The following is an 18,144-nucleotide window of genomic DNA, read 5'->3' as shown; positions in this document are numbered from 1 at the left end:
CCGTGCCGGGCCGGAACTTGAGGTGGCCCCGGACCGTTCCCCTAACGGCTCGGTCTCGGACCGCGTTTAGGTCCTTTGACATAGGTATCTCTCCATACTTATGATGCCCGTATGTCTGGCCCCAGCGCGTCCGAACAGGACATCCGGTCCATCGCCTCGGCGATGACCGCTGCCCTGCCCGCGCTGCACCGGGCGCTCGACCGGCGCCTCGCCCAGGACATCCCGTACCCCAAGCTCCCCGAGGGGCAGCTGGCGCTGCTGCGACTCGTCGGCGACCGCGAGGCCATCACCGTGCGCGCGGCAGCCGACGAACTGCTGATGAAGCCGAACAACGTGAGCGCACTGGTCACCCAGCTGGCGGCCCAGGGGCTGCTGGAGCGCAGGCAGGACCCGGCCGACAAGCGGATCGCCCATCTGCACCTCACGGCCGAGGCCCGGCGGCGCATCGCCGCCGTCGGGGCGCTCATGGACGGGTATGTGGCCGAGGCCCTGTCGGCACTGACCGACGGCGATCTCGATGCGATCGGCTCCGCCCTCGGTGCGCTCCAGGGACTGGCGCGGCACATTCACGCCGCCTCGCACTGACGACGCCCGCGCGGCCGTCGGTCCCTCTCCCGTCGCTCCACCCTTTTTCAGGAAGCAAGGCATCCGCATGCCCTCCACCACTGCCGTGGACCACTCCCCCCTGCCCACCCCCGACCGGCCCGATGCCCCGGCCGGCCGTCGCGGCAACCCCTGGCTGACGCTGATAGCCGTCGCCTTCGGGCTGTTCATGGTCGGCCTCGACGGTTCCGTCGTCGCGATCGCCAACCCGGAGATCGGCCGGGACCTGAACGCGTCCACCGCCGATCTGCAATGGGTCACCAACTCCTATCTCCTCGCGCTGGCCGCCGCGTTGATCCTCGGCGGAAAGCTCGGGGACCGCTTCGGCCGGCGTACGTACTATCTGGTCGGCGTCGCCGGCTTCACCGTGGCCTCGATCGCCATCGCGCTCGTCGGCTCCATCGAAGGCGTCATCGCCTTCCGTGCCCTTCAGGGCTTCTTCGGCGCACTGCTGATGCCCAACACGCTCGGTCTGCTGCGTGCGGTGTTCCCGCCGAAGAAGTTCGGCATGGCCGTGGGCATCTGGGCGATGGTGTCCTCCGTGTCCACCGCGCTCGGCCCGATCGTCGGAGGACTGCTCGTCGAGCACGTCACCTGGGAGTCGGTCTTCTTCATCAACCTCCCCATCGGCATCGTCGCGCTCGCGTTCAGCGCGTTCGTCCTGCCGCAGAGCAAGAACCCGGCCGGCGAGCAGCGCTTCGACGTCCCCGGCGTGATCCTGCTGGCGCTCGGTCTGCTCGTCCTCGTCTTCGGCGTCGTCAAGGGCGAGACGTGGGGCTGGAGTTCGGGCTCGACACTGGCCACCCTCGGTGCGGGTGTGGTCCTGCTCGTGGTGTTCTGCTGGTACGAGACCCGCGTGGCACACCCCCTGCTGCCCATGCGGCTGTTCCGCAGCCCCGCGCTGGCCATCGGCACGGTCATCACGGCGGTCAACTTCTTCGTCCTGCTCGGCGTGATCTTCTTCGTCATGCTGTACCTCCAGAACGTCCGCGGCTTCACCCCCGTCGAGGCGGGCATCCGGACCCTGCCGCTGAGCCTCGCCTCGGTCGTCGCCGCGCCCCTTGGGGCCAAGGTCACGGAGAAGTTCGGTGCCCGGCTGTCCATGCCGCTGGGCATGGTGCTCCAGGCCGCCGCCTCCTTCGGACTGCTGGGCTGGGGCGTGCACTCCTCGTACGCCGCTATGTGGCCGCCCTTCATCGCGCTGGGCCTCGGCGTCGGCATGGTGATGGCCGCCTCGTCCGATGCGATCGTGGGCAACGCCCCCGTGCGGGACGGCGGCGTGGCGGGCGGTCTGCAGGCCACCGCGCTGCAGGTCGGCGGGGCGCTCGGCACCTCCGTACTGATCTCCCTGATCAGCAGCCGGGTCGGCTCGACCCTGACCGGCGAACTCACCTCGGCCGGGGTCCCCGGTCCCATGGCCGAAGGACTGCACGAGGCCAAGGACGCGGTGGCCATGGGAGTTTCACCGGTCTCCGGTGACATGCCCGCCCAGCTGAAGGCCGCCGTGATCGAAGGCAGCGGGCAGGCGTTCATGAACGGCGTGCACACCGCCGCGCTCGTCACGGGCGTGCTCTGTGCGGCCGGCGCGGTCCTCGCCGCGGTCGGCGTCCGACGCGACCCGGAGGCTCCCGCCCCTCACTGAGGGCAGTGGGCGGGCGGCCCGGCCGGTGGTACGCGTTCGTGGGGACGGACACGCACCACCGGCCGGGCCTTTTCGCTGAGCCGGCCGTGCGGCCCCCGGGGCGATGTGTACCGGGCCGGGCCGGTATCCGCCGCGTGGATGCGAGACATCACGACATTGAATGGCCCGAACGGTTCCCACCGGGGGTCCTCCTGCCGCACTGTGTGATCCATCTCGCGTCCGGCCGTCCGGACGCCTCCGGAGCCCTCACCCAGGAGTCGACGATGACCACGCCCGCCACCCCAGCCAGAACCACCGTTCCCGCGCCTTCCGTGCGGGAACCGTTGATCAGTGGTCTGATCGGCGGAGCGATCGGGGCGGTGATGAGCGCGGGCATCAACTACCTGCTGGTGGGCATGCCGGACAGCGAAGGGGTCAACGCCGTCAACCACGCGATCTCGGGGCTGATGACGGGCTTCCTCGCCGGCTTCGCAGGACTGCTCGCGTATCAGCGCAAGGCGGCGGCCCTGGCCCGGAAGACGGCGGCCGAAGTCCCGCCGGAGCAGTGACGCGGCCTGCCGCTCAGGGGAGCTGGTCGGGGCGTACGACTCCGAGGATGTACATCGAGCCCGCGTCGGCGACGGTGATGTTCCGGCCCGGCCGCGGTGCGTGGATGATCGATCCGCCGCCGATGTACATGCCCACATGGCTGGCGTCCCGGTGATAGATGATCAGGTCGCCGGGACGCATGGTCTTGACTCCGATGCGCGGCAACTGGCGCCACTGTTCCTGCGAGGTACGGGGTATGGGCCGCTTCGCCGCGGCCCATGCCTGAGAAGTGAGCCCGGAGCAGTCGTAGGAATCGGGGCCCTCCGCGGCCCACTCATAGGGTTTGCCGAGCTGCTCGCCCGCGAACGCGACGGCTGTCGCACCCTGCTCACTCGCCTTTCCCCTGACGTCCTTGAGCGAGCCGGACCGCAGATACGCCGCGTGCGCTTCGTCCGCGGCGTCCTTCTGCATCTCCAGCAGCCGTCTGCGCTCCTTCTCCTCCAGCCGCGCCTCCAGTACTTTCGCCGTGGCGATGCGCTTCTCGATGCGCTTCCGGGCATCCGCCCCGGCCTTCCTGCTGCCCTGGAGCTTCTTCAACTGAGCCGATGCCGCCGCGGACTTCACGCGAAGTTCCTTCTGGACGCGGGTCTGCTCACGCAGCAGTCCGTCGACGCCGTGCTGGGCCTGGCGCGCCCGGCCGACCTCGTCGAGGATGTCGTCGGGATCGGCGCTCAGCAGCAGCTGGACATCGAGGGGCAGGCCACCACTGCGGTACTGGGCACGGGCGGCGGCTCCCATGCGTGACGCCAGCCGCTCCAGCGCGATCCTGCCCGCCGCGACGTCCTCGGCGAGTGCGGCCACCCGGGCGGACTGCTTGCCGGCCCGCTCCTCCGCCGCGTTGTACGAGTCCGTGGCCACCTCGGCGTCGTGGTACAGCCGGTCCAGCTCGTCGCGCACCTCGGCCAGGGTCGTGGGCCGGCCTGGGCCGGGGGCCGGCGAGGGCACCGCCGTCGCCGAACCCTGCGCCGTCGCGGCGACGAGGCAGAGGACGACCGCGGTCACCGCCGTCCGGCCACCCTTGCCGATGACTTTTCGCATCACCTTGATGACACTCCGTCACGAATAGGGGACGTGGGCGTCATGCCGCCGTGCGGCACAACGGGCCGAGCGGGTCGGGACGCCACCCGGCTCGCCCCTACAACGTGCCTGCGGGACACAGCGGTTCAAGGGACGGACAAACGGCTGCGAGGCGCCGGGATCAGCGGGCGTCTGCGACCTGCGGTCCGAGACTCGCGCGGAGGCGTGCCGCCTCGTCGGTCATACCCAGCCTCAGACAGAGGGCGAGCGACCGCTCCCAGCAGGCACGCGCCCACGAAGCGTGCCCCACCAGGTCCAGGGCGTCGCCGAGCATCTGGTTGGCATGGGCCTCGCCCCGCTCGAAGTTCATCTCCCTGGCCAGGGCGATCGCCTGCTCGGCGAAGCGGGCGGCCATCTGCGGCTGTCCGAGACTCAGGTACGCCTCGGCGCCCCTGATCAGGTTCGCGCAGCGCACGAAGGACTGCCCGTTCGGGCCGAGACGGGCCAGGCACTCCTCGAACCGGCTCAACGCCTCCGCCGGCCGCCCCAGACCGAGCAACACCTGACCGATGCGGTAGTGCGCGTAGGCCCAGCCCTGCTGGTCGCCAAGACTCTCGTACAGGTCCAACTGCCTCAGGGCAGTGTCGAGAAGCAACTCGTCCACCTGCCCGAGCTGCACGCGCTGCAGGATGACGTTGCCCATGGCGAGCGCCTCGACTGACCTGTCCTCCGCCGCACGTGCCTCGGCGACGGCGCGCAGTCCCAGCTCCAGCCCACCCCCCTCGTAGCCCCGCTTCCTTGCCAGGAGCCCCGCGACGTTCAGCGCCATGGCATGCACCGTGTGGTCCTCGGTCCCCACCGAGAGCTCCAGCGCGCGGCTCGTCACCTCATGCGCGTTCTCCAGTTCCTCCGTCTGCATCAGCGCACCGCCGAGCATGTAGCAGATCCGTCGCTCCGCACGCCGGTCGCCCGCTCGGCGTGCGGCGTCGGCCACGGTGCGGGCGACAGGGATGACATCGCGCCAGCGGTGCTCGGACATCAGCAGGGGGTCGAGGGCCAGAATCAGATCGGCGGCACCCGCCGGGGCCGTCCGGGCGATCTGTGCCACGAATTCCAGCGCCGGATCCAGCTGCCGGGCGCCCCAGGCGCCGGCCTGCTCCTCGTCGGAGAAGGTCACACCCCGGTGCTCCGTGGGGAGGAGCGACACGGGAACCTTGTGCCCCGGGCGGATCAGACTGTACGCATTGCGGGCCGTGGCCAGCAGCAGATCCAGCAGACCTGCCAACGCCCCCTCCCGCGCCGCGGCCGACTCCTCCTCCTGGGCGCGCTGGCGTGCGAACAGCCGCAGCAGATCGTGAAAGCGGTAACACCTGCGGGCCGTCGACTCCAGCATGCCGACATCGATCAGCGATTCGAGCAGCGACTCCACCTGCTCCTGGGGCCGGCCGAGCACGGCCGCCGCTTCGACCAGGGTGAGGAGACCGGGCGCCGGCAGGGACAGCAGACGGAACGCGCGCGCCTGTTCCGCGTCGAGTTCGCCGTAACCGAGCCGGAAGCACGCCTCGACTCCCAGGCCCTCCAGACGCAGCTCGCTGATGCGCTGCCGCTCGTCCTTGAGCTGGTCGACCGTATCGGTCACCGTCCAGTCCGGGCGGACCGCGAGCCTGCTGGCCACGATGCGCACGGCGAGCGGATGCCCGCCGCACAGGTCGACCACCCGCAGGATCGCGAGGCGTTCGCCCTCGGTGCGTGAGCCGCCGAGGATGCGGGTGAAGAGAGCCGCCGCCACCTGGGGCCGGAACACCTCGACAGCGACATGGGTGACACCGGAGAGGGACGCGAGCGCGGAACGGCTCGTCACGACGGCGGCGCAACCACCGGAGCCGGGCAGGAGCGGACGTACCTGCTCGGCGTCACGGGCGTTGTCGAGCACGACGAGGACCCGGCGCCCTGCCAGGACCGAGCGGTAGAGCGCCGCCCGCTCCACCGTGCTGTCCGGCATGCCCTGGTCCTTCTCCCCCAGGGCGCGCAGGAATCCGGCGAGGACGGCCGACGGGTCGGCCGGTGAGCCGTCCGCCCCGCGCAGGTCCACGTAGAGCTGCCCGTCGGGGAAGTGCCCGCTCATCGCGTGGGCCGCGTGCACGGCGAGTACGGTCTTGCCCGCTCCGCCCATGCCGGTGAGAACGGCGATCGGAACGGCCGTGCCGGACGTACCCGAAAGGGCCGCGGTCACGCGCGCGGTCTCCGTCTGGCGGCCGGTGAAGTCGGTGAGGTCCGAGGGTAGTTGGGCAGGCCGTACGGCAGCGGTCCGTGGTTCGGCCGCCGTTCGGGGTGCGGCGAGCGACGGGTCGGCCGCGAGGAGCTGCCGGTGCAGATCACGGACTGCCGGGCCCGGTTCGATGCCGAGTTCGGCGATCAGGATGCGCCGGGTGTCGTGGTAGACGGCGAGCGCTTCGGCCTGCCGGTCGCAGCGGTAGAGCGAGAGCATCAGGAGTAATCGGAGCCGTTCACGCAGCGGATGGGCCGCGGCCAGCGTGATCAGTTCCGGTACGACGTCGCTGTGGCCGCCCAGTTCCACGTCCAGTTCGACGCGGATCTCGGTCGCGCTGAGCCGCAGCTCGGTGAGCCGGGCCCGCTCCGCTTCGGCCGAGGCGCCGGGCACGCCGGCCAGCGGGTCCCCCTTCCAGGCGTCGAGCGCGGATCGCAGCAGGTCTCTCGCGGCCCGGTGGGCGCCCTGCGTTCTGAGCTCCCTGGCTTCGTGCAGCCGGGACTCGAAGACGGTGAGATCAAGCGCGCCGTCGGGGATGTGGAGGGCGTATCCGCCGGCCACCGAGACCAGGACGCCGGGCGGCCGGTTCTTCGCCCGGTCCGGTTCGAGCACCGCGCGCAGGCGGGAGACATAGGTCCGCAGTACGGATACGGCGCCCGTGGGCGGGTCCTCGTCCCATACCGCGTCGACGAGTTCGTCCACGGAGGCCGGCCGGCCCTGCCTGAGCAGCAGCAGCGCCAGCACGGCCCGCTGCTGCGGTGAGCCCAGCGGCACCGCGTTCTCGCCCCGCCATGCCTGAAACGGACCCAGGACCGTGAACCGGAGACCGGTAACGCCCGTTGCTGCCATTGATGTTCGCGCCCCCCACAGAAGCGATCTTCTGGGGGGACGTTAGCGGTCCGGTGAACCGCCGCAAGGGGGGCGTCTTCAGCAGGTTCGCCGCCGCGTGGGCGCAGAATGCCTCTTCAGCTCCATATGTCAGCACATTCGGTGTGCGGTGAGGGGGGACCGTGAGGCGATCGTCACAGAGCGCACGTGTCCTGCGACACTGTCACAGGGTGCACGCGTCCTGCGACACAGCAGATACCCCACCCGCTCCCACCCGGTCGTCGGCCTCCGGGCCGGCGAAGTACCGTCTGACCAGGCGCATCGCCTCGGCGTGCGGGGGGCCGAGCCGACGCTTCCCGGCCAGATGGGCCCACAGGTGGAGCAGTTCGCGGCCATGCGCCGCAGCGGCCCGCTCGTCGGGCAGCCGCTCCCACGCCGCTGTCGCGCGCAGGACGTCGTCCGCGGCGCGTGCGTCCCCCAGCCCGCAGCGAATCCGGGCGACGCCCATGGCCAGCGACGTGGCGAGGCGGTGGTCACCGGCGAGATGGGCGACGTACGCCTCCATCGCCCGCGCCTCAAGGGCCTCCGGATGCCCCGGCCCGTGGTCACTGGCGAGACGTTCGCGCAGTGCGGCGGCGAGGACACCCGCGTGTTCCGCGTCGCCTCCGTCGACGGTTTCCCTGATGCGTCGTACGCGCTCGGCGACCGGGGGCGGGACCGGTTCGGAACGGAATCCCGCGGCGCTTTCGCCGTAGACGTCGGCGTCGGCGTCGGCGTCGGCGAGGGCTGTCGCGGCGCTCTCGGTACGGCCGTGGCTCCCGCTCTCGCTCCCGTTCCGTTTCCCGTTCCCGTTCCCGTACTCGTACTCGTACTCGTCGGGATCGGGATCGGGATCGGGGATGCGGCTGGAGCCGTCCGGTGCCACTTCGATCCGCAGGGTGTGGGCGGCCGGGCGGTCGAAGACGGTGGCGCGCACCGGACCCCGGTGGTCGCGCGCGTGGCGCTGAAGGAGGTCGAGGATCGCCTCGTGGACGGACTGCCCCTCGCCCACGTCGACGCGTTCCCCGTTCAGGACGGCGGCGCGTTCGTCGGAGACGTACACGTCGAAGAGGAGGGGAGCGAGTGCGGGCTCCGACGGGCCGGGGCGGTCGAGGGCGGTGAGCTCTGGCATGCGGGAATCCCTTCGCCGGGTGTGAACGGGCGCTGTGGTGCGTTCACGCTCCTCGACGGATGTGCGGCGCCACCGGTTCAACGCGGCCTCGACGAACACGCGTCGCTCCTCCCGATGTCCTCGTCCGGCATTGAACCGGAAGCCGGGAGCGATGCGTGGTGGCTGTCCGACACCGGCCGTACGGCCCCGGACACCGAGACGTGGAGGCACATCGTGGCTGACCTGGAACAGCGGGAGGACCGTGCGTACCAGCGGGGAACGACGGGCTTCGTCCCCTGGCTGATGACCCTGATGGCCCTGACACCGTTGGTACTTGCCGCCGTCTGGCTGGGTGGCAGCCTCGGCGTCGCGCTGATCGGCGACGGCTGGAATCCGCCGCCGTTCGCCCTGGACTCCCTGTCCACTCTGGTCCATGGCGGTACGGCCGCACTGTGGCCCGGTGCTCCGACGGGTGCGGTCGTGGCGGGCATCGCGTCCCTGGCCGGCGCTCTGTTCGGGGTGGCCGCCCTGGGATTCTTCGCGGCGGACCCGGTGCTCGCGTCCGTCTCCGCCCGCAGGGCGGCGCAGGCCCAGGTGTCCGGGAACGGCACGGACGTCGCCGGCATGCCGCTGCCCGAACACCGGTCCGAGGCCGTCGGTGCGCCCTCCCCGGCCGAGCAGGTGGCGCGCGTGCCCGCACCTGACCGGGGCCCCGGCACCCGGGTGCCGGCCACTACCGTCTCCTGAGCCCGCGCGTGACCGCACCCCTCGGACCCTCCCCCGCCGCCCCACCGGTGGCCCGGATCGGTGACATCGACGTGCTGCGCGGCTTCGCCCTGCTCGGCATCCTGCTGATCAACGCACAGCTCATGGCCGGCCCCGCCACCACGCTCGGCGGCGGGGCGTCCGCCGGTCTCGCGGACCGGGGCGCCGCCTGGGTGGTGACAGCCCTGGTCGCCGGGAAGTTCTATCTGCTCTTCTCGTTCCTCTTCGGCTACGGCTTCACCTTGCAGCAGCGTTCCGCCGAGCACGCGGCCGTCGCGTTCGGGCCCCGCCATCTGCGCAGGACCGCCGCCCTGTTCCTGCTCGGCCTCGCCCACGCCGTGCTGCTGTACCCGGGCGACATCCTGATGACGTACGCGGTCCTGGGGCTCGTACTGTTCGCGCTCCGCGCGGTCCCGCCCCGGACGCTGCTGCGGATCGCGGCCGGGCTCCTCGGCACACTCGTCCTCCTGTTCCTCGTCCACGGACTGTTCGCCCTCGCGCTGACCGAACCTGAGCGGACCGGGGACGCCGCCACCACGACTGCGGGCCCCACGGCGGACCTCGTGGCGGCGTACCGGGGCGGCCCCGGCTCGGTGCTGCTGGCGAACCTGCGGCTGCTGCCGGAGTTCCTGGGCGCGAACATGCTCTACTCCGCCGATCTGCTGGCGGCGTTCCTCGTCGGCCTCGCAGCCGGCAGGTGGCGGGCGTCGGCCGACCCGGGCCACCACCGGGGCCGTATGCGGCGCATCGTCCGCCGCGGGCTGCCGTTCGGGCTGGCCGGCGGGCTCTTCATGGCGGCGTGCACGCACGGCCCGCTGGACAGCGGCTGGTTCCACATCGGCCGGGCAGCGGGCGTCCTGACGGCTCCCGCCCTCACCGCCGCGTACGCCTGCGGGGTGCTCCTGCTCGTACGCACCCCGGCCGGCCGGAAGCTCGCCCGGGCACTCGCGCCCGCCGGGCGGATGTCGCTCACCAACTATCTGACGCAGTCGTTCGTACTGGCCCTCGTCTTCACCGGCTACGGACTCGGTCTGTACGGCCGGATCGGCACCGCGACCGTACTGGCGGGCTGCCTGGTGCTGTACGCCGTCCAACTCGCCCTGAGCGCGCTGCTGCTGAAGCACCTCCGGAGCGGGCCGGCCGAGTACGTGCTGCGCGCGGCAACCCGGGGCGGCTTCCCGCAGCGAACGCGGTAGCCGCCCCGGGGATCATCCGCCGTAGGTGTCCGTCACGGGTACGTCCTTGGGCCGGTGCGCCCCGGGCTTGCAGCCTGCGAACGGACCGGAGGGGTCCCGCAAGGCCGACATCACGTGCGTGAGGTAGTCCCGGTGCCAGACGGCGGGGCCGGTCAGCCCGGCACCCGGGTCGGTGAGTTCCTGCCAGGCCATCCACAGCCCGTAGAGCTGCGCCACCGCCTCCTCGTGCTCCCACCACCGGGCGCACCAGGGCGCGGACGAGGTGGTCTCCCTGCCGTAGACCGGGATCAGCAGATGCTTCACCCACCGGCTCAGAAGAGTCAGCGCCTCGTCATGCATCGGACCGTCCATGTACACGATGAACTGGGGTCCCTGCTGTGTTGTCCCGGCCGGTTCGGCACTCTCGACGGCACTGGTCATCCGGGGTCGCCTCTCACAGGTTGCTGGGCACATCGGTGATCGATACCGGCACTACGCGCGGAACGCGCGGGCGGTTCAGTCCGGGCCGTTCGCGGGACGCGCACCTGAACCGCCATGGCCCGGTATCCGTCGTGTGCGTGCACACCAGCTCACGAGCAGCGCACCGGCTCCCGTGTCTCCGCCTCGGTCGCTGTGCCCTCCACTCAAGTGGTCGCACGCCATATGTGAGCCCCCGATGGGCCGGCCGTGCCAATCACCGCCCCACGTAGCCGACTGAAAGGAACACCGTCATGGTCGCCTCACAAGGAGACGGGGAGATCCGAGCCTCCGGTCCCGACCCCGTGAAGACGGCGGTGGAACTGATACTCAAAGACCTCCTGGAGCTCCAGGACCGCCTGAAGCACCAGGAGCGGCGCGGAGCGGTCCGCCCCGAGGAACCTGCCCGGACAGAGGAGAACGCGACCACCGGCCGCGGTACGAGTGCGCCGGACAACTCGACGTCCACCGACACCGAGAAGCTGATCGCGTACGTCATCCAGAAGCTCCGGGACATGCTCTCGCCTCCGGCGCGGCAACAGCCCGGACAGCAGCAGGCACCGGCTCAGGCCCCGGACCGGTCCGAGGAGCTCTACACCGACCAGAACAGGGGCAAGGCCGCGACCGTCGCCGAAGCGGTCGAGGCCATCCTGGCCGAGCACCCTGCGCTGGTGGAGATGTACCACAACGGTCAACTTCCCAGAACACAGAGGCTCGTCGAGCATGCGGCCCACCCCCCGAGCGAGCGCACCCAGATCTCGGCGGCTGCTGCCCTTACGTCGTCGCCGCCGGTCAGTGCCGTCGGCCCTCAGCTCGGCGGCGAAGACGCACAGGCCGACCCGGACGCGGGTCTCAGCTACCTCGCCGTCGACGACATGCTGGACGACTACTACGACACAACGCCTGACACCCCCATCGACCCGGCGTCTGATACCCAGCACTCGCAGGTCGTCCGAGCAGCGGCTCTCAGGGCTCCTGGCTCGCCTGGTTCGCCACCGGTCACGCCCGCCGTGCACACTCCCCCGGTCGCCGTCGCGCCGACCCGGCCGTCATCCGCTACGCCAGGCCATTAGACAACCGGATGGGCGGGAGCACCCCCACCAGGGTCCTCCCGCCCCTCCAGCCGTCTGCACGTGCCGCACCCACCCACGCGCCCGCCCGAAGGACTCAGACCGACTCCAGCGCCTCCCCCGCATCCCCCGCCTTCGTCAGGGCGACCTTCGACCACGACTGCGCGGCCCGGTCCGTGATGGCTGCCACCTCCGCCTTCGCCGCCGCCGAGATGCGGCCCGCGTCGGGCTCCTTGTACCAGGGGCGGAGCCGGATCAGCGCGGGCCGGACACCGGTAGCGAGCAGCAGTGCCGTGCCCTTCGGCAGGGCCCGTATCCGGTCCGGCGGCAGCACCTGCTCCTGGCGGTACGAGGTGGAGCGGGAGGACCCGTCCTTGCCCCTGGAGACGCTGACGGTGCTCACGTCGTGCTGGCCCACCAGTTTGGAGATCTTCTCCACGAAGTCCGCGTCGTCCAGCCCGGCGCCGAGCAGCTTCACCGTGGCCGCGCTCCACAGCGCGTCCATACCGGCATCGCCCCATACGCGCGCTCCCTGGCGGTAACTCTGCAGCAGAGTCACCACGTTGATGCCACGGGAGCCGAAGTGACTGTAGAGGTCCGGGAGATCGGCGATACGGCAGACGTTCGCCGCCTCGTCGAGCACCGCAGTCATGGGCGGGTCCAGCCGGCCACCCATCCGCTCGGCGGCGACGACCCCCGCGCGCATGGTGGCGTCGGCGAGGCCGGCGATCACTCCGGCCGCCGAGCCACCCCCGTCCTTGGACAGCAGATAGAGCGTGTCGCGCCCCAGCACGTGCTGCTCCGGCCGGAACTGCTCCACCCCGGGGTCCCGGGTCACCCACGCCAGGATTCCCGGGTCCAAGAGGCAGGAGACGCACTGCCGGGCCGTCTCGTAGATGCCGTCCCGGGTCTCCACCGCACCGCGCACCGTGCCCTGCAACTGCTCCGCCATGGCCGCCAGTCCGGCCTCGCGCAGCAGGTCGATCGGCGTGCGGTCGGCCGGGTCGGCGAGCCACCCCAGCAGATCGGTCACGGGGGCACGGCCGCGTGCCGCCGCCAGGAACAGCGCGGTCAGGGTGTTCTGCGCCGCCGAGATCCAGAAGTCCTTCTGCGAGGCGTCGTCGTTGACGGAGGCCACGAAGTGGCCCGCCAGCCGGCGGGAGCCCTCGATCGTGACGCACTCGGCGAGCATGTCCCACCACATCTCGCGCGGGGTGTGGGCGATGCCCTGGGGGTCGAACGTCCAGACGGTGCCGGTCTTCGCCCGCTCGGCGCGGGTGACAGCGTACACATCCGACTTGTTCGAGGTGAGGAGCACGGCCCCACGGGCGCGCAGTACCCGGGGGATGGCGATCCCGGTGGACTTTCCGGCGCGCGGCGCCATCAGATCCAGTTCCACGTCCTCGTACGACGAACGCAGTTCGGGCCCGGAAGGCTCCAGGTCGCCGAGCAGATTCCCCGTCTCGTCGGGATGGAGCTCCTTCATTCCCTTCAGGGTCGGGCGCAGTTCGCGGGCACGCGCGGCAATGCCCTTGGGGCCCATGGAGGCGAGCTCCTTCCGGCCGGCGAGGCCCGCGGTGTGCCCGCCCCCTCCCCCAGCCCGCAGCACCATCCGGACGACCGGTACGGCGAGGGCGGCGAGCACCGCGAGCAGGCCCACGATGCCGCCGTACACCCCGTACGGCGAGGCACCGGGCCAGAGCCGGCCGCCGCCCTCGGTGACGAGCGTGCCGAACGTCGACATGACGAACGGCGGCGGATTCCAGCCCGCTCCCGTCACCACGGCGCCCAGGGTGCCGCCCAGCCAGGTCACCCCGAAGAGGACCAGGGACACGGCGGCGAGACCCACGATCGCCCAGGGGGCGAGGTCGCTGCCCGGCCGGCCGCCGGGCTGCCCGCTCATACGGGCCACCCCGGGGCCTGGGCGGACAGATCGACCACGGGACGCGACAGATCCACGGCGGGGCCGAGCTCCGCGAGGCCGGGCCCGGGGCCGTTGGCGAGGACGGCCGCCTCCGCCGCGGCGCGCTCGGCGGCCCGCGCCTCGGCGTAACCGTTGGACGCCCAGCGGGTGTTGGTGTCGTGCAGCCCTCGCTCGGTGTCGGTGATCGCCACCTTGATCGGGATGCCGGGGCGTCCGCCTACCTTGATCAGGAACCGGCCGCGGCCCGGTGGTTCCTCGTCGGCCCCGGTGCTCGCCCAGCCCGGCGGCGACGACCAGGAGGAGACCAGCTCGATCTCGCGCTGCGACAGACCGACCACCCTGCCCAGGTCCTCCATCTCGGCCCTGGGGAGTCCGGCGACGACGACCATCCCGGCGCGCTCGACGAATCCCCGCGCCTTGGCCCGGTCCGAGTCCGTGCCCAGCGCCTCGGCGTCCTTGAGGGTGTGGGTGATCTTGGCGTCGCCCAGGCCGAGCGACCGGTTGAGCCGTGTCAGGGCGTCGATGCGGTCGACGATGCCGGACGCGGCACGCAGCGGACGCCACAGCTCGTCGAGGACGGTGAAGAACCAGCGCCGGGGCGCGAGCCCGGCGTCGGCCAGGGCGTGCGAGGCGGCGACCGTGCCGAGCCCGTCCGACCAGGCGGCGAGCATCGCCGCCGCCGTCAGCTGGGTGTCGGCCTCACCGATACGGGAGATGTCGATGCACACCGCCGTCGCGTCCGGGTTGATGTGGGTGGAGGTCTCCGAGGCGAAGGTGCCGCCCAGGGGCCCGTCCAGAATGCCCAGCAAGGAACGGTGCAGGGGATCGACGGCGTCCCGGTACCGGGCGTCGTCCCCCCGGTCCAGCGTGACCGCGCGGACCCGGGCGGGTCCCTCGTCGAGCACCCTGAGCAGGTCGGGCAGCAGCAATGTACGCCCCTTGGGTGTGCGTTCGCGCAGATGGTGGAGGCAGACGGAGAGCACCGACTGCTCGTGGTCGTCCATGGGCCGGCCGCGCACGATCGTGATCAGCGCGGCCACCATGTTGAGGACACGGCCGTGGGTCTCGGCGGCCAGTGCCTGGCCGGCCTCCCCGCCGATGCGGTCGGCGGCGGCGCCCATGGCGCCCGGGTCCAGGACGTTGATGCCGCCGACACCGCGCCCGATGGAGATCACCTGGCCGCCGAGTGCGCGCACGGTGTCCGCGTAATCCGGCTTGAGGTCGCCCAGTACCAGCGGCACCACACCCGTCGCGGACAGCCCGATGAGCATCCGGTTGATCAGCGTGGACTTCCCAAGACCCGGCATACCGAGCATGAAGAGGGAAGGGTTGGAGATGTACCGGGCCCTGGTGAACCAGGACAACGGGTCGCCGCACACGGTCGCCCCGGTGAACATGTGCTGCCCGAGCGGTACGCCGCTCATGGGCGCCCCCGAACCCGCGGCGAACGGCCAGAGCCCGCACGCCTGCACGCTGGTGGCGCGCCACATGGTGGGCGGGTCCAGGTAGCCGACCCGCCCGCCCCCGGGACCGGCCCACCCCCGGGAGGGGACGTACGCCTCGCGTGCCGGGCGTGAGCGCTCTCCCCTGCTCCCGCTCCTCCCCTTGCCGGTTGCCTTCCCCGCCTTCGCAGGCGTCTGGGCCACAACGGGCCCGGCGTCCTTCCGGCCCTGCTTCCGCCCTGCCTCGTCCGGCCCGGCCGCGTCCGCGTCCGCGAACGAGATGCCGCTGAGCGCGGTGGTGGCGCCCGAGGAACCGGCCGGCCAGTCGGCGCCCAGGTCGAGGACCCGCACCGACGTCGGGGTGCCGCTCACAGTGCCGCTCACAGTGCCTCCTGGAGCTCGTGCGGGATCAACGTCTGCTCCCACGGAAGGATGCCGACGGGCAGGGTGCAGCTGAACGCGGCAGCCTGCATCCGGTCGGCGGGCCGCATCGAGATGCGGGACGAGGCAAGGAGATTGCGTACGGTCACGTCCGCTTCGCCCAGCTGGTCGGCGGAGTCGACCGTGACGGTGAACATGAGCGAGAACTCGACCAGACCCGCACCCGACGCCTCCTCGGCCGCCGTCTGCTCGGCCGCCCGCACCTCGGAAGCCGCTCGCGCCTGCACCATCCCGCGTCCGGACGTGGCCATGAACTGGGCGCTGCGGCGGTCCGCCTCGACGATCCGCGCGGAGGTCGCCGGGTCGATGGGCCGGTAGAGGAGCGCGACCCGCTTGCGCCGCGTTCCCGGCGCGGCCTCCAGCATGCTGCGCAGTACGCCGGAGCGCACCGTGCCCCGGGGGGCCAGGGTGAGCAGCCAGCTCCGCGAGTAACCGGAGTCGTGCTGATAGGACTTGACCGTCTCGACACAGGCGGACGGACCGGCGTCGTCCCACTCCAGTCCCGTACCGCCGTGCTGGGCCCTTGCGCCGAGCACGTCCGCCGCGACGGCGGGGTCGTACGCGACCCGTACGACCTCGGCGATCCGCTCGGCCGAGAGCGCGTACGCCGAACCTCCCCCGGCGCCGACAAGTCCGTTGAGGAGAGCGGGAATGCGGATGGCGAGGTCATTGACGACCTCCTCGTGCTTCCGCCTCTGCCCCGGCGGGACGCCGTAGGTGAGGGTGATGTAGGTGTGCATCTCGGAGGAGGCGGACGGGTAGCGCTCGACGACCTCCTCCATCACGGCACGCGCGGCCGGCGGGGCGTCGGCGGTGATCCGGGGCAGCACCTCGGCAGCCAGCCGGGTGCCGGGGTCGGGGGCGGTCTCGACGACGACCGACGCACCCCGCAGCCCCGGCTCGTGCGAGAGCCTGGCCAGCCACTCGCCCCACATCGCCACCCATACGTCGACCTGGTCGGGGTCGACCAGGGAACCGCCGTCGGGCTCGCAGCCGAGCACGATGGAGTAGAGGTTGCGCCTGCGGTGGTGCAGCACGCCGAAGGGACGGTCGTACGCGTCCCTCCCCTCGCTTGCCGTCACCCGGTTCAGCAGGCCGGGCGGCCTGAAACGGCCGCCGGGGCGCTGCGACAGCGGACCGGACACATAGAGGTGCGCGCCCTTGGACTTACGGCGCAGCCAGCCGATGCGCAGGGTGAGCAGCTGGTAGAGGTTGCGGCCGTCCTGGGTGCGCAGAGCCAGCGGGGTGAGGACGACGACGAGCGGGACGAGGACCACCACGGCGGCGAGCAGCGAGATCAGCGATGAGAGCAGCACGACGACGAGCCCGCCGAAGACTCCGAACGTACCGATCAGGCCGAGTGGGCCGAGTCCCGGACGCCTGGGACGGCGCCAGTTCCCGTAGGTGGGATGCGTAACGGCTTCCGTAGCCATGGTTGTGCTTCCTTCCCTCAGTAGTGTGGTCGGGCCGAATGCCCGGTGGTTCGGCCGGCGGTTGCCGGATGCCCGGTGGGGCCGCTAGCGGTTGTGGCCCGCGTCCCCGTCGGCTCCGTCCAGCGCGCCACTCGCGATCCGGCCCGCGCCTTGGGCTGCGGCCATCACGGCGCCGAGCGCGGCTCCGGCCGGACCTGCGGCGGCTGCCGCGCCCGCACCACCGGCCGCTCCCGCACCACCGGCCGCGCCACCGCCGACTGCGCCACCCGCACCGGCACCGGCACCGCCTGCGCCACTGTGCTGACCGGCCGCACCGGTCCCGCCCGCGGCACTCTGCTGACCGGCCGCTCCCGTACCGCCCGGGCTCCCGGCCGCTCCGGCGCCGCCCGAGGCCGCCGGAGCTCCGGAAGGCCCGGACTTTCCAGCCGATCCGCCCCCGCTGCCGCCGCCGCTTCCCGAGGCGACGGACTTCGCTCCGGAGGCGACCGCGCCGCCCACGGCGGACACGCCCTCGCCCACTCCGTTCCCCCCGCCGAGGGCCGCCGTCGCGGGCACGATGAGTTTGAGCAGGGCGGGCAGCGCGACGGCGGAGAGGAGCATCACGCCGATACCGGCGATACGTTCCTGGACGCCGTTCACCTGGTCGTTCGAGATCATCGCGGAGCCGGCGTACATGACCAGTCCGGCCGCGGGTTTGTACAGCAGCCAGGCGATCATCCAGCCGATGTGCTTGCGCCACCAGCCGTTGCCCCAGTCCGTCATGGAGGCGGCGGCGGCCAGCGGCAGCGTGCCGAGCAGCACGATCATCACGCCGAGGCGGATGTAGAGCAGGATCGTGTGCAGGATGGCGGCGATCAGCAGCAGGAAGGCGAGGATGAGCAGCAGGAACGCCTCGATGCCCGTGGAGTCCTGGCACCCGACGTTCTGCCTGAGCTGCTCGTGCACCGCCTCGTCGAAGAGGTAGTCGGCGTACCGGTCGGAGAGTCCCGCCAGCGCGGTCACCACCGTGGCCGCCGCACCGGCCACGAGGATCACCCGGAACAGACCTTTGAGCGCGGTCGTGCCGGCCTCCCCGCGGCGTTCGATGGCCATCCGGATCGCGGCGAAGATCAGTGAGCCGACCGCCGTGTAGACGACCACCCACTGCGTCTGGCTGTTGACCTTTCGCGCCGTCGTGGTCGAGGAGAGCGTGGGAATCGACACGGTCAGTTCGCCGAAGGCCGCGATGGCCGCGGCGAGTACGGCGTTGGCGATGCCCGACACGATGGTGCCGATCGGGTCGTCCAGGAAGTCGAAGAAGCCCGTGATCGCATCCACCAG

14 protein-coding genes are annotated in these 18,144 nt (G+C 71.6%); 6 read left to right on the top strand and 8 right to left on the bottom strand.

Annotated features, from left to right (window positions below):
* Positions 1 to 111 precede the first annotated feature (111 nt).
* The 3 genes from ACFWSK_RS08955 to ACFWSK_RS08945 all read left to right on the top strand — a co-directional run bounded on the left by ACFWSK_RS08955 (position 112) and on the right by ACFWSK_RS08945 (position 2,793).
* Positions 112 to 585 (top strand): MarR family winged helix-turn-helix transcriptional regulator, encoded by a 474-nt coding sequence (locus tag ACFWSK_RS08955; RefSeq protein WP_383783191.1) that lies wholly within the window; start codon positions 112 to 114, stop codon positions 583 to 585.
* 67 nt (positions 586 to 652) lie between these two features.
* A complete protein-coding gene (locus ACFWSK_RS08950; RefSeq protein ID WP_383783190.1) occupies positions 653 to 2,245 on the top strand; it encodes an MFS transporter in 1,593 nt (530 codons plus the stop codon).
* A 263-nt stretch (positions 2,246 to 2,508) separates the two neighbouring features.
* Positions 2,509 to 2,793, top strand: a complete 285-nt coding sequence (locus ACFWSK_RS08945) for a hypothetical protein (protein WP_383783189.1) — start codon at positions 2,509 to 2,511, stop codon at positions 2,791 to 2,793.
* Positions 2,794 to 2,806: 13 nt separating this feature from the next.
* Here the strand turns inward: ACFWSK_RS08945 and ACFWSK_RS08940 are convergent, their stop codons facing one another.
* The 3 genes from ACFWSK_RS08940 to ACFWSK_RS08930 form a co-directional block, all read right to left on the bottom strand.
* Positions 2,807 to 3,871 carry an NlpC/P60 family protein gene (locus ACFWSK_RS08940; RefSeq protein ID WP_383783188.1) on the bottom strand — a complete coding sequence of 355 codons (1,065 nt, stop codon included), beginning with the start codon at positions 3,869 to 3,871 and terminating at the stop codon, positions 2,807 to 2,809.
* Positions 3,872 to 4,031: 160 nt separating this feature from the next.
* Positions 4,032 to 6,968, bottom strand: coding sequence for a BTAD domain-containing putative transcriptional regulator (locus tag ACFWSK_RS08935; RefSeq protein WP_383783187.1), 2,937 nt, complete (start codon positions 6,966 to 6,968; stop codon positions 4,032 to 4,034).
* A 202-nt stretch (positions 6,969 to 7,170) separates the two neighbouring features.
* A complete protein-coding gene (locus tag ACFWSK_RS08930; protein ID WP_383783186.1) occupies positions 7,171 to 8,118 on the bottom strand; it encodes a hypothetical protein in 948 nt (315 codons plus the stop codon).
* A 213-nt stretch (positions 8,119 to 8,331) separates the two neighbouring features.
* Here ACFWSK_RS08930 and ACFWSK_RS08925 point away from each other — a divergent pair, with 213 nt between their 5' ends.
* Positions 8,332 to 8,844, top strand: coding sequence for a hypothetical protein (locus ACFWSK_RS08925; protein ID WP_383783185.1), 513 nt, complete (start codon positions 8,332 to 8,334; stop codon positions 8,842 to 8,844).
* Between the two features lie 8 nt (positions 8,845 to 8,852).
* Positions 8,853 to 10,058 (top strand): DUF418 domain-containing protein, encoded by a 1,206-nt coding sequence (locus tag ACFWSK_RS08920; protein ID WP_383783184.1) that lies wholly within the window; start codon positions 8,853 to 8,855, stop codon positions 10,056 to 10,058.
* A gap of 12 nt (positions 10,059 to 10,070) precedes the next feature.
* Here ACFWSK_RS08920 and ACFWSK_RS08915 read toward each other — a convergent pair whose 3' ends face one another.
* Positions 10,071 to 10,478: a DUF4913 domain-containing protein gene (locus tag ACFWSK_RS08915; RefSeq protein ID WP_383783183.1), complete on the bottom strand. Its 408-nt coding sequence runs from the start codon at positions 10,476 to 10,478 to the stop codon at positions 10,071 to 10,073.
* 290 nt (positions 10,479 to 10,768) lie between these two features.
* Here ACFWSK_RS08915 and ACFWSK_RS08910 point away from each other — a divergent pair, with 290 nt between their 5' ends.
* Positions 10,769 to 11,587, top strand: a complete 819-nt coding sequence (locus ACFWSK_RS08910) for a hypothetical protein (RefSeq protein ID WP_383783182.1) — start codon at positions 10,769 to 10,771, stop codon at positions 11,585 to 11,587.
* Positions 11,588 to 11,681: 94 nt separating this feature from the next.
* On the opposite strand, the gene ACFWSK_RS08905 is transcribed toward ACFWSK_RS08910, so the two are convergent.
* From ACFWSK_RS08905 to ACFWSK_RS08890, 4 genes are all read right to left on the bottom strand, one after another.
* Entirely contained in the window at positions 11,682 to 13,487 is a 1,806-nt protein-coding gene (locus ACFWSK_RS08905; RefSeq protein ID WP_383783181.1) for a type IV secretory system conjugative DNA transfer family protein, read from the bottom strand.
* Positions 13,484 to 15,334: an ATP/GTP-binding protein gene (locus ACFWSK_RS08900; RefSeq protein WP_383783180.1), complete on the bottom strand. Its 1,851-nt coding sequence runs from the start codon at positions 15,332 to 15,334 to the stop codon at positions 13,484 to 13,486. Before ACFWSK_RS08900 ends, ACFWSK_RS08905 begins: the two co-directional genes overlap by 4 nt.
* Positions 15,331 to 16,824 (bottom strand): SCO6880 family protein, encoded by a 1,494-nt coding sequence (locus ACFWSK_RS08895; RefSeq protein WP_383783179.1) that lies wholly within the window; start codon positions 16,822 to 16,824, stop codon positions 15,331 to 15,333. The genes ACFWSK_RS08900 and ACFWSK_RS08895 overlap by 4 nt, the downstream gene beginning before the upstream one ends.
* 84 nt (positions 16,825 to 16,908) lie before the next feature.
* On the bottom strand, positions 16,909 to 18,141 hold the full coding sequence (locus ACFWSK_RS08890) for a hypothetical protein (RefSeq protein WP_383783178.1): 1,233 nt from the start codon (positions 18,139 to 18,141) through the stop codon (positions 16,909 to 16,911).
* Positions 18,142 to 18,144 lie beyond the last annotated feature (3 nt).

It is taken from the genome of Streptomyces sp. NPDC058620 (assembly GCF_042717135.1).
GTDB lineage: Bacteria > Actinomycetota > Actinomycetes > Streptomycetales > Streptomycetaceae > Streptomyces.
This window is presented reverse-complemented; position numbering and strand designations above follow the sequence as displayed.